We start from the raw sequence: 11,186 nt of genomic DNA, 5'->3' as shown, positions 1-11,186 counted from the left end.
GCGGGCACTGGCCGTTGCGGCGAAGACTCGCCGGGGAGTGTGACCGTTCGGCGTATGCGGGGGCGGGGAGGGGGAGCCTAGCCTCGCGGGGAGGGTCCGGATGGGTCGCTGGTGAGGGAATCGAGGAGAGTGGGCGTCATGGGCGGATTGCCGCAGGAGCGCAGGCTGGTCACCGAGGTGCCGGGGCCGCGGTCGCGGGAGTTGCTGGGGCGGAAGTCGGCGGCGGTCGCGGACGGGGTGGGCGTGACGCTGCCGGTGTTCGTGACACGCGCGGGCGGCGGTGTCGTGGAGGACGTGGACGGCAACCGGCTGATCGACTTCGGCTCGGGCATCGCCGTGACGTCGGTGGGCAACAGCGCGCCGGAGGTGGTGCGGCGGGCGTCGGCGCAGCTCGCCGACTTCACCCACACCTGTTTCATGATCACCCCCTACGAGGGCTACGTCGAGGTCGCCGAGCAGCTCAACGCGCTGACGCCGGGCGACCACGCCAAGAAGTCCGCGCTGTTCAACTCCGGCGCCGAGGCGGTGGAGAACGCGGTGAAGATCGCCCGCGCCTACACCAAGCGGCCCGCGGTCGTCGTCTTCGACCACGGCTACCACGGGCGCACCAACCTCACGATGGCGCTGACGGCGAAGAACATGCCGTACAAGGAGGGCTTCGGGCCCTTCGCGCCGGAGGTGTACCGGGTGCCGCTGGCGTACGGCTACCGCTGGCTGACCGGGCCGGAGCATGCCGCCGAGGAGGCGGCCGCGCAGGCGATCGACGTCATCACCAAGCAGATCGGCGCGGAGCACGTGGCGGCGATCGTGATCGAGCCGATCGCGGGCGAGGGCGGTTTCATCGTGCCGGCGCGCGGCTTCCTGCCGCGGATGGCGCAGTTCGCGAAGGACAACGGGATCGTCTTCGTCGCGGACGAGATCCAGACCGGCTTCTGCCGGACGGGGCAGTGGTTCGCGTGCGAGGACGAGGGCGTGGTGCCGGATCTCATCACGACCGCGAAGGGCATCGCGGGCGGGCTGCCGCTCGCCGCGGTGACCGGGCGCGCGGAGATCATGGACGCGGCGCACTCGGGCGGTCTGGGCGGCACCTACGGCGGCAACCCGGTGGCGTGCGCGGCGGCGCTGGGCGCGATCGCGACGATGAAGGAGCTGGACCTGCCGGCGAAGGCGCGGCGGATCGGCGAGGTGATGACGCCGCGGCTGCGCGCGCTGCAGGAGAAGTACCCGGCGATCGGGGAGGTGCGCGGGCGCGGTGCGATGATCGCGGTCGAGCTGGTGCGGCCGGGCACGAAGGAGCCGGACGCGGCCCTGACGACGGCCGTGGCCAAGGCCTGCCACGCGGCCGGGCTGGTGGTGCTCACGTGCGGGACGTACGGGAACGTGCTGCGTTTCCTGCCGCCGCTGGTCATCGGGGAGGATCTGCTGGAGGAGGGTCTCGGCATCATCGAGGAGGCCTTCGCCGGGGCGGTGTGAGCCCGGCACGGAAGTGGCCCGGCGCGGGGTGGGCCCGGCGCCGGGGGACGCGCCGCGGGCCGGGCACACCGCCCGGCACGGGGTGTGAGCTGGGGCGCGAGCGCGCCCTTGGGCCGGGTGCGGCGGCGCCGCGCGGACGGATGCGAGCGGGAGACGGCGGGTCGTGAAGAAGGTGTGCGGGCCTGATGGCGGACGGGTGATCGGGCTGTCCGGCCCCCTCGCGGTGCCCTACCGTTTCTTGCGAACACCCCGCTCGCAGCCGGTTCCGGTGGATCCGGCGAAGAGCGGCAACGGCCCGGCGATTCCCCATCGCCGGTACGGCAGTGCCCTCGCGCACGAAACCGCCGGGTTCGCAGGTGGGCCCGGCACACCTCGCCGATCGGTCGGCCGTTCGTCCCACACCCCCCGGGACGGGCGGTTCGGCGGTCGCCCTGGCCGCCCCGGAGCTCTCCCCCCTGTTCCGGGGCGGCATTCTGCTGCCTTGGGCGCCCATGGCGCCGGCAGCCCCCGGAATTCCCCGAGCGGCGGTCCCGCGCGCGTCCTGACCGCGCTCGCCGTCGTCTTCTGTGCCGGTGTCGCGCTCTTCGTCGTGCTCACCGCGCAGGTGTCCGGCGGTGGCCGGCTGGTGGCGCGGGACTGGGCGGTGCTCGGCTGGTTCCAGCGCGCGGCGGCGGCGCATCCGGCGCTGACCGGCCCGGCGCAGGTGCTCTCGGACGTCGGCAACGTGCAGGTGGCGGTGCCGCTGCTGCTCGCGGCGGTGGTGGCCGCGGGGGTGCGCGGGCGGCGGTCCGGGCTGCCGCTGTGGTGGCTGCCGCCGCTGGCTGCGGTGCTGGCGATGGCCTTGGTGCCGCTGGTGGTGGGGCAGGTGAAGTCGGCGGTGGCGCGGCCCGCGCCGGGCAAGCTGCGGCTCGGGCCGGACGGCTACGCGGGCTTCTTCCCGTCCGGCCACACGGCGACCTCGTCGGTGGCGGTGGGCTGCGCGGCGCTGCTGGTGCTGCCTGCGGTCGGACGGGCGGTGTTGCGCCGGGCGCTGTACGCGGTGGCGCTGCTGCTGGCCGCGGGGGTGGGCGCGGGGCTGGTGTGGCACGGCTACCACTGGCCGCTGGACGTGGTGGCGAGCTGGTGCCTGGCGGCGTCGCTGCTGTCGGTCGTGGCGGCGGCCCGGGTGCTGGCGGTGGCGGCGGGCGCGGGCGGGGGCGGGCCGGGCCCGGAAGGCGGACGAACGGGACGGGGCGGATCGGGCCCCGAGAGCGGGGAGTCAGGTGTGGGTGGGGAATCCGAGGTTGATCCCGCCGTGTGAGGGGTCCGGCCAGCGCTGGGTGACGGCTTTGGTGCGGGTGAAGAAGCGGACGCCGTCCTCGCCGTAGGCGTGCGTGTCGCCGAAGAGCGAGGCCTTCCAGCCGCCGAAGGAGTAGTAGGCGACGGGCACCGGGATGGGCACGTTGATGCCGACCATGCCGATCTCGACCTCGTGCTGGAAGCGCCGGGCGGCGCCGCCGTCGTTGGTGAAGAGCGCGGTGCCGTTGCCGTACGGGTTGGCGTTGATCAGGGCGAGGCCCTCGTCGTACGAGGCGACGCGGACGACGCTGAGCACGGGGCCGAAGATCTCGTCGTCGTAGACCGGCATGCCGGGGCGGACGTGGTCGAAGAGGGTGGGGCCGAGCCAGAAGCCGCCGTCCCGGGCGGCGCGGGACAGCGGGTGCTTGCGGCCGTCGACGGCGAGTTCGGCGCCCGCGGCGACCCCGGCGTCCAGGTAGGAGGTGACGCGGTCGCGGTGGGCGCCGGTGATGAGCGGGCCCATGTGCGACTCGGGCGCGGAGCCCGGACCGACGGTGAGCCCGGCGATACGCCGCTTGACCCGTGCGACCAGCTCGTCGCCGACCGGGTCCACGGCGACCAGCACCGACACGGCCATGCAGCGCTCCCCCGCGGCGCCGTACCCGGCGTTGACGGCGGCGTCCGCGGCGAGGTCGAGGTCGGCGTCGGGCAGGACGAGCATGTGGTTCTTGGCGCCGCCGAGCGCCTGGACGCGCTTGCCGTGCCGGGCGGCGGTCTCGTGGACGTGCCGGGCGACCGGGGTGGAGCCGACGAACGAGACGGCCTTGACGTCCGGGTGCTCCAGCAGCCGGTCGACGGCCTCGGCGTCGCCGTGCACGACGTTGAGGACGCCGTCCGGCAGCCCCGCCTCGCGCCACAGTTCCGCCAGCAGGTTCGCCGCCGAGGGGTCCTTCTCGGAGGGTTTGACGACGACGGTGTTGCCCGCGGCGATCGCGATCGGGAAGAACCACATCGGCACCATCGCGGGGAAGTTGAACGGCGAGACGACGGCGACCGGGCCGAGCGGCTGGCGCAGCGAGTAGACATCGACGCCGGTGGAGGCCTGCTCGGTGTAGCCGCCCCTGAGCAGGTGCGGGATGCCGCACGCGTACTCGACGACCTCCAGGCCGCGGGCGATCTCGCCGAGCGCGTCGGCGTGGATCTTGCCGTGCTCGGCGACGACGACGGCGGCCAGCTCCTCGCGGCGGGCGGCCACCAGCTCGCGGAAGGCGAACAGGACGGCGCTGCGGCGGGCGACGGAGGCGTGCCGCCAGTCGGCGAAGGCGGCGAGCGCCACGGCCACCGCCTCGTCGACGACGTCGGCCGAGGCGAGGTCGACGCGCCCGGTGACGGCGCCGGTCGCGGGGTCGTGGACGTCGCCCTGGCGTGCGGCGGGGCCGGTCCAGGGGCGCCCGGCGATCCGGTGGGTGATGCGCTGCGGCTGCGGGTGTGTCACTGCCGGCCCCTCCTGCGTCGCCGTCGTCGTCCCGCCAGTCTCACCGCGCGGGCAGCGCGCCTCAAGCACCACGCGGCGCACGCCGCCGTACGGGTACGCGCGCGCGGCGAGGAGCCGTGGGTACGGGGCGCGGGTACGGGGCGCGGGCGTCAGCCGCCCGCGAGCTGCGCGGCCGCCTCGTGCATCGCGGCCTCCAGCGCCTCCGGGTCGGTGAGGTGCCCGGTGCCGTCCGGCGGGACGAGCCAGCGCACCCCGCCGGTGGGGCGGCCGGGGTAGGGGACGACGATCCAGGCGCCGCTGCCGAGCCCGCGCACCCCGCCGGCCAGCCAGCGGTCGGTGGTGCCCGCGGGCACGAAGAAGCCGAGCCGGGTGTCGCCGAAGTCGGCGAGCACGGGGCCGGGCCGGCCGGCGAGTCCGGTCAGGACGTCGAGCGTGGGGTGGCCCAGCTCCCCGCGCAGGATCAGGACGTCCCACAGCCGCCCGGCGGGCAGCAGGACGACCCCCAGCGGGTTGTTCTCCCATTCCCGGCGGACGGCCGCCGGGTCGTGTGCCGCCGACACCAGCCAGTCGACCGCGCTCCTCGCTCCGGCGCTGCACATGCCCGCTCCTCCTTCTGCCGCGTGGCGCACATCCGTCACTGGACGAGAGCGGGCGGGGCGGCGGCTCTTACGCGGGTTCTCCTACCGACTGGTAGTGACGCGGCTCACACCGTGCCCGGCGGCCCGGTCCGCTCCCCCGCGGCGGCGGCCCGCGACCAGCTGCCCGGCGACCACCAGCAGCACCGCGAGCAGGAAGACGGCCGTGCCGATGACGTTCACCTGCACGGGCGTGCCGCGCTGGGCCGAGCCCCAGACGAACATCGGGAAGGTCACCGCGCTGCCCGCGTTGAAGCTGGTGACGATGTAGTCGTCGAAGGACAGCGCGAAGGAGAGCAGCGCGCCGGCCGCGATGCCCGGGGCGGCGAGCGGCAGGGTGACGTGCCGGAAGGTCTGCGCGGGGGTGGCGTAGAGGTCCTGGGCGGCCTGTTCGAGCAGCGGGTCGAGCCCGGCGAGCCGGGCCTTGACGGCGACGACGACGAAGCTCAGGCAGAACATGACGTGCGCGATCAGCAGCGTGCCGAAGCCGAAGGCGATCCGCATGTTGAGGAAGAGCGTGCCGAGCGAGGCGCCCATCACGACCTCGGGCATCGCCAGCGGCAGGAAGATCAGCAGGTTGACGGCGGAGCGGCCGCGGAAGCGGTGGCGGGCCAGCGCGAAGGCGGTCATGGTGCCCAGCAGTGTGGCGCCGGCCGTGGCGCAGACGGCGAGCCGCAGGCTCAGCGACAGCGAGGCGCACATCCCGGCGGGCGCGCAGGGGTGCTGCCAGGCGTCGGTGGAGAAGTGGTTCCAGGTGTAGTTGTAGCGGCCGCGGGGCTTGTTGAAGGAGTAGGCGAGCACGACGAGGTTGGGCAGGATCAGGTAGCACAGCGCGAGGGTCCCGGCGACGACGACGGCGTTGCGGCGGGCCCAGCGCAGCGGGCGCGGGCGCGTCACACCAGCTCCTCGGTGCCGGCCCGGCGGATGTGCAGGGTGACGACGGCGAGGATGGCGGCCATCAGCAGGAAGGACAGGGCGGCGGCCGTGGGGTAGTCGAGCACCCGCAGGAACTGCGCCTGGATGACGTTGCCGATCATCTTGTCGTTGGTGGAGCCGAGCAGTTCGGCGTTGATGTAGTCGCCGCAGGCCGGGATGAAGGTGAGCAGCGTGCCCGCGACGACGCCCGGCATGGACAGCGGGAGGGTCACGGTGCGGAAGGTGGCCAGCGGTGTGGCGTGCAGGTCGCCCGCGGCCTCGTGCAGCCGGGCGTCGATGCGTTCCAGCGAGGTGTAGAGCGGCAGGATCATGAAGGGCAGGAAGTTGTAGGTCAGGCCGCACACCACAGCGAGCGGCGTGGCGAGCACCCGGTGGCCCTCGGTGACGCCGAGCCACGAGGTGACGTCCAGGACGTGCACGGCGTTCAGCAGCCGCACCACCGGGCCCTGGTCGGACAGGATCGTCTCCCAGGCCAGCGTGCGGATCAGGAAGCTGGTGAGGAAGGGCGCGACGACGAGCACCAGGACGGCGTTGCGCCGGCGCCCGGCGCGGAAGGCGATCATGTACGCGAGCGGGTAGCCGATCGCCAGGCAGGCCGCGGTCGCCAGGGCCGCGTAGAGCAGCGAGCGCACGAAGTGCGGCCAGTAGGCGTGCAGCGCGTCCCAGTAGGTGGCGAAGTGCCAGGTGACGGTGAAGCCCTGCTCCAGCGAGCCGGTCTGGACGGACGTCGAGGCCTGGTAGACCATCGGCGCCACGAAGAACACCAGCAGCCAGCCCACCCCGGCGAGCAGCAGCAGATAGGGCGTCAGCCTGCGCCGCAGCGCGGCGGCGGGGCTCATACGGCGGCCTCCAGGCCCTCGGCGCCGCCCAGGGCGCCGGTGGCGGTGTCCGCGCCCGCGTCGCCGCCGGGCTCGCGTCCGGCGCCCGCGTCCTGGGCGGCGTCGAGGCCGAAGGTGTGCGCGGGGTTCCAGTGCAGGACGACAGGGGCGCCGGGGACGATCCGCGGGTCGTGGTCGACGTTCGGCAGCACGGCGTGCAGGGCCGCCAGGCCCGGGGCGTCCACGGTGAACTGGGTGGCGGCGCCGGTGAAGCGGGAACCGGTGACGCGGCCCGCGATCCGGTTGCGGCCGGCGGGTATCGCGGCCTCGTCGTCGGCGTGGACGAGGGTGATCTTCTCCGGCCGCACCCCGGCGAGCACCCTGGTGCCGCGGCCGGCCGCCGCGCGGCAGCGGGCGGCGGGCACGGCGAGCGGCCCGGCGGCGGTGGCGAGCGTGAGGTCGGCGCCCGCGGTGCCGGTGACCTCAACGGGGAGCAGGTTGCAGGTGCCGAGGAAGTTGGCGACGAAGGTGGATTCGGGGTTCTCGTAGAGCCCGGCGGGGGTGCCCTGCTGCTCGATGCGGCCGGCGTTCATCACCGCGACGGTGTCGGCCATCGTCAGGGCCTCCTCCTGGTCGTGCGTGACGTGCACGAAGGTGATGCCGACCTCGGTCTGGATGCGTTTGAGTTCGAGCTGCATACGGCGGCGCAGGGTGAGGTCGAGAGCGCCGAGCGGCTCGTCGAGGAGCAGCACCTCGGGCTTGTTGACGATCGCGCGGGCCAGCGCGACCCGCTGCTGCTGACCGCCGCTGAGCTGGTGCGGGCGGCGCCGGGCGAGGCCTTCGAGCTGCACCAGCTCCAGCATCTCCGCGACCTGCCGCCGCACGTCGCGCACCCCGCGGCGGCGCAGCCCGAAGGCGACGTTCTCGTGCACGTCCAGGTGCGGGAAGAGCGCGTAGTTCTGGAAGACGGTGTTCACCGGGCGGCGGTGCGGCGGCAGCGCGGTGACGTCCCGGCCGCCGAGCGCGACGGTGCCGGTGGTCGGCTCCTCCAGGCCCGCGATCATCCGCAGGGTGGTGGTCTTGCCGCTGCCGGAGGCGCCGAGCAGCGCGAAGAAGGACCCGGCGGGCACGGCCAGGTCGAGCGGGTGGACGGCGGTGAACGACCCGTAGGACTTGCCGAGCGCGGTGAGGCGTACGGCGTCGCCGGGCATGCCGGTGCGTGCGGTGGTCATGGCGTAATCCCCTCCGGTCAGGCGCCGATGAGCGTGGAGAACTTCTTCTCGTAGCGGGTTTCCTCGGCCTCGCTGAGGGTGCGGAAGGCGTGCGAGGTCGCGTCCATCGCCGCGTCCGGGAGGATCAGCGGGTTGTCCGCCAGCGCGGGGTCGATCTTCGCGAGGTAGGGCTTCACGCCCGCCACCGGGCAGACGTAGGCGATGTACGCGGACACCTGGGCGGCGACCTGCGGCTCGTAGTAGTAGTCGATGAGCCGCTCGGCGTTGGCCTTGTGCCGGGCACCGGCCGGGACGAGCAGGTTGTCGGTGGAGAACAGGAAGCCCGTCGCCGGGAAGGCGTACGCGATCGCCGGGTCGTCCAGCCGCAGCTGCACCAGGTCGCCGGCCCAGGCCAGGCACGCGGCGATGTCGCCCTTGCTGAGCCCGTCGGTGTAGTCGTTGCCGGTGAAACGGCGGATCTGGCCCCGGTCGACGGCCTGCTGGATCCGGGCGAGCGCCGCGTCGTACGCGTCGTCGGTGACGTGCTCGGGCGAGTGGCCCATTTCCAGCAGCACCATGCCGACGGTGTCGCGCATCTCCGACAGCAGGGCCACCCGGCCCTTGAGCGCGGGGTCGTCGAGCAGCTGGGAGACGGAGGTGACGGCCCGCCCGCCGGTCGCCCTGCGGTTGTAGGCGATGCAGGTGGCGGTGCCCTGCCAGGGGTAGGAGTAGGCGCGGCCGGGATCCCAGTCGGGGGTGCGGAAGCGCTGTTCGAGATTGGCGAAGGCGTGCGGCAGGTTGGCCGGGTTCAGCGGCTGGACCCAGCCGAGGCGGATGAGCCGGGCGGCCAGCCAGTCGGTGAGCACGATCAGGTCGCGTCCGGTGTCCTGGCCCGCGGCGAGCTGGGGCTTGATCTTGCCGAAGAACTCGACATTGTCGTTGATGTCCTCGGTGTACTTCACGGTGATGCCGGTGCGCCGGGTGAAGGCCTCCAGCGTCGGACGGTGCCTGCCGTCGTCCGACACGTCGACGTACTCGGTCCAGTTGGAGAAGGCGACGGTGTGCTCGCGCGCCGAGCGGTCGTCGGACGCGGTGCCGTCGCCGGTGCGGCGGGCGGCGGGGATGCCGCACCCGGCCAGGCCGCCCAGCCCCGCGGCGCCGGCCGCGCCGAGTCCGGCGGCGCGCAGCAGGGTGCGGCGGCCGGTCGCGGCGCGGCCGCCGGCCAGGCTGCGCCGCAGGGCGTCGCGCACGGGGCCTGGCGGGGATCCGGGCAGGGGGTCGTGACGCTGCATGGGGGTGCCTTCCGGTCGTGCCGTCGCGCGGATCGCGCGAACCGTCCTGCGCGCCGTACACCGCCCGGAGCCCGACGCGTGGCCAATGACCGGATCGACCGCTGATCCTGACAGAACGGACGTCCCCCAACAAGTTTTCGGATATTGCCGTTCGGTTACGCGGTGCCGGCCCCGGGAAGAACCCCTCTCCGCCCGTTCCCACCTGCGCGTTCACCGGCGGGCCGCACGCGCCGCGGCGGCGGCGTTCTACGATGAGGCGGCACCGCAGCCGGTGCCCGCCACCCGCTCCCAGGAGGATCCGCATGCCCGACAGCGCCGCCGCAGGCGGGCTCGACACCTTCATCGCCGGGCTGCCGAAGGCCGAACTGCACGTCCACCACGTGGGATCGGCATCCCCGCGGATCGTGGCTGAGCTGGCCGCGCGGCACCCGGACTCGGCGGTCCCGGCCGACCCGGAGGCGCTCGCGGACTACTTCAGCTTCCGGGACTTCGCGCACTTCATCCAGGTCTACCTGTCGGTCGTCGACCTCATCCGGGACGCCGAGGACGTACGCCTGCTCACCTTCGAGGTGGCGCGGGACATGGCGCGGCAGAACGTGCGCTACGCCGAGCTGACCGTGACCCCGTACAGCTCGACCCGGCGGGGCATCCCGGACCGGGAGTTCATGGCGGCGATCGAGGACGCGCGCAAGGCGGCCGAGGCGGAGCTGGGGGTGACGCTGCGCTGGTGCTTCGACATCCCGGGCGAGGCGGGTCTGGTCTCCGCGGAGGAGACCGCGCGGATGGCGGTGGACCTGCGGCCCGACGGCCTGGTGTCCTTCGGCCTCGGCGGGCCCGAGATAGGGGTTCCGCGCCCGCAGTTCAAGCCGTACTTCGACCGGGCCAGGGCCGCCGGGCTGCACAGCGTCCCGCACGCCGGGGAGACCACCGGCCCGGAGACGGTGTGGGACGCGCTGCGCGAACTGGGCGCCGAGCGGATCGGCCACGGCACGAGCGCGGCGGGCGACGCGCGGCTGCTGGAGCACCTGGCCGAGCACCGCATCCCGCTGGAGGTGTGCCCGACCTCCAACATCGCCACCCGCGCGGTCGCCACCCTCGACGAGCACCCGATACGGCGCATGGTCGAGGCGGGCGTCCTGGTCACCGTCAACAGCGACGACCCGCCCATGTTCGGCACCGACCTCAACACCGAGTACGCGGTGGCCGCCCGGCTGCTGGAGCTGGACCACCGCGGGGTCGCGGCCCTGGCGAAGAACGCCGTGGAGGCGTCCTTCCTCGACGCGCCCGGCAAGGCGCGGATCGCCGCCGAGATCGACGCGTACACCGCGGCATGGTGACGGCCGTCGCCCACCGCGGCGACCCGTACGAGCACCGCGAGAACACCCTGCCGTCGGTGCGCTCCGCGCTGCTGAAGGGCGCGGACGCGGTGGAGGTGGACGTGCAGCTGACGCGCGACGGGGTGCCGGTGCTGCTGCACGACCGGTCGCTGGACCGGTTGTGGGGCCACTCGCGGGAGGTCGGCGCGCTCAGCCTCGGCCAGGTCGCGGACGTCACGGCCGGCGGTGTGCCGACGCTCGCCGCCGCGCTGGCCGAGCTGGACCGGCACGCGCACGGCCGGATGCTGCTCGACCTGACCGAGACCGCGCAGGTGCCGCCGACGCTGGCGGCGGTCGCGGCGGCGGGCGCGGGCGAGCGCGTCTACTACTGCGGCGACGTCGCCGCGATGCGCGCGGTGCGGGCCGCGGACCCGGCCGCCGAGATCGCGCTGACCTGGAAGACCTCGGCCCGGCCCGCGGACGCGCTGCTCACCGAGGTGGCGCCGCGCTGGCTGAACCTGCGCTTCGGGCTGGTGAACGCCGCCACGGTGGGCTTCGCCCGTGAGCACGGCCTGCTGGTGGCGGCGTGGACGGCGGACTGGCCGCCGTCGATGCGCCGGCTGCTGTCGCTCGGGGCCGACTCGATCACCACCAACCGGCTCGCGTCGCTGCAACGGCTCGTCGCCCGCCGCGCCCGGCGCCGCCGGGGGACGCCCCCGCAGGGCTGAGGGG

At 74.1% G+C, this 11,186-nt stretch carries 10 protein-coding genes; 4 read left to right on the top strand and 6 right to left on the bottom strand.

Features of this window, described 5'->3' with window-relative positions; all coding sequences use genetic code 11:
- The first annotated feature begins 138 nt into the window (after positions 1 to 138).
- Both gabT and ACWERV_RS14380 read left to right on the top strand, forming a co-directional pair.
- Positions 139 to 1,473: a 4-aminobutyrate--2-oxoglutarate transaminase gene (gene gabT, locus ACWERV_RS14385; RefSeq protein WP_452932711.1), complete on the top strand. Its 1,335-nt coding sequence runs from the start codon at positions 139 to 141 to the stop codon at positions 1,471 to 1,473.
- A 481-nt stretch (positions 1,474 to 1,954) separates the two neighbouring features.
- Positions 1,955 to 2,773 carry a phosphatase PAP2 family protein gene (locus ACWERV_RS14380; protein ID WP_452932709.1) on the top strand — a complete coding sequence of 273 codons (819 nt, stop codon included), beginning with the start codon at positions 1,955 to 1,957 and terminating at the stop codon, positions 2,771 to 2,773.
- On the opposite strand, the gene ACWERV_RS14375 is transcribed toward ACWERV_RS14380, so the two are convergent.
- From ACWERV_RS14375 to ACWERV_RS14350, 6 genes are all read right to left on the bottom strand, one after another.
- A complete protein-coding gene (locus ACWERV_RS14375; protein ID WP_452932707.1) occupies positions 2,732 to 4,246 on the bottom strand; it encodes a CoA-acylating methylmalonate-semialdehyde dehydrogenase in 1,515 nt (504 codons plus the stop codon). The genes ACWERV_RS14380 and ACWERV_RS14375 overlap by 42 nt on opposite strands.
- 149 nt (positions 4,247 to 4,395) lie before the next feature.
- A complete protein-coding gene (locus ACWERV_RS14370) occupies positions 4,396 to 4,875 on the bottom strand; it encodes a bifunctional DNA primase/polymerase (RefSeq protein ID WP_452932705.1) in 480 nt (159 codons plus the stop codon).
- 51 nt (positions 4,876 to 4,926) lie between these two features.
- On the bottom strand, positions 4,927 to 5,778 hold the full coding sequence (locus ACWERV_RS14365) for an ABC transporter permease (RefSeq protein ID WP_452932702.1): 852 nt from the start codon (positions 5,776 to 5,778) through the stop codon (positions 4,927 to 4,929).
- Complete coding sequence (locus tag ACWERV_RS14360) at positions 5,775 to 6,656, bottom strand: ABC transporter permease (RefSeq protein ID WP_452932701.1); 882 nt, start codon at positions 6,654 to 6,656, stop codon at positions 5,775 to 5,777. The genes ACWERV_RS14365 and ACWERV_RS14360 overlap by 4 nt, the downstream gene beginning before the upstream one ends.
- Positions 6,653 to 7,867 (bottom strand): ABC transporter ATP-binding protein, encoded by a 1,215-nt coding sequence (locus ACWERV_RS14355; protein ID WP_452932699.1) that lies wholly within the window; start codon positions 7,865 to 7,867, stop codon positions 6,653 to 6,655. The genes ACWERV_RS14360 and ACWERV_RS14355 overlap by 4 nt, the downstream gene beginning before the upstream one ends.
- Before the next feature lie 17 nt (positions 7,868 to 7,884).
- Complete coding sequence (locus tag ACWERV_RS14350) at positions 7,885 to 9,138, bottom strand: polyamine ABC transporter substrate-binding protein (protein ID WP_398186667.1); 1,254 nt, start codon at positions 9,136 to 9,138, stop codon at positions 7,885 to 7,887.
- Positions 9,139 to 9,440: 302 nt separating this feature from the next.
- On the opposite strand from ACWERV_RS14350, the gene ACWERV_RS14345 reads away from it, so the two are divergent.
- Both ACWERV_RS14345 and ACWERV_RS14340 read left to right on the top strand, forming a co-directional pair.
- Entirely contained in the window at positions 9,441 to 10,475 is a 1,035-nt protein-coding gene (locus ACWERV_RS14345) for an adenosine deaminase (protein ID WP_398186669.1), read from the top strand.
- On the top strand, positions 10,469 to 11,182 hold the full coding sequence (locus ACWERV_RS14340; protein ID WP_452932696.1) for a glycerophosphodiester phosphodiesterase: 714 nt from the start codon (positions 10,469 to 10,471) through the stop codon (positions 11,180 to 11,182). Before ACWERV_RS14345 ends, ACWERV_RS14340 begins: the two co-directional genes overlap by 7 nt.
- The last annotated feature ends 4 nt before the right edge of the window (positions 11,183 to 11,186 follow it).

This window comes from Streptomyces sp. NPDC004031 (assembly GCF_053604375.1).
The sequence above is the reverse complement of the archived record's forward strand: the minus strand, read 5'-3'. Positions and strand labels throughout refer to the sequence as shown.

What these genes read in the sequence shown, in the direction of transcription:
- gabT (WP_452932711.1), top strand. Translation starts at nt 139, where the DNA reads ATGGGCGGATTGCCGCAGGAGCGCAGGCTGGTCACCGAGGTGCCGGGG.
- ACWERV_RS14360 (WP_452932701.1), bottom strand. Translation starts at nt 6,656, where the DNA reads ATGAGCCCCGCCGCCGCGCTGCGGCGCAGGCTGACGCCCTATCTGCTG.
- ACWERV_RS14355 (WP_452932699.1), bottom strand. Translation starts at nt 7,867, where the DNA reads ATGACCACCGCACGCACCGGCATGCCCGGCGACGCCGTACGCCTCACC.
- ACWERV_RS14350 (WP_398186667.1), bottom strand. Translation starts at nt 9,138, where the DNA reads ATGCAGCGTCACGACCCCCTGCCCGGATCCCCGCCAGGCCCCGTGCGC.
- ACWERV_RS14345 (WP_398186669.1), top strand. Translation starts at nt 9,441, where the DNA reads ATGCCCGACAGCGCCGCCGCAGGCGGGCTCGACACCTTCATCGCCGGG.
- ACWERV_RS14340 (WP_452932696.1), top strand. Translation starts at nt 10,469, where the DNA reads ATGGTGACGGCCGTCGCCCACCGCGGCGACCCGTACGAGCACCGCGAG.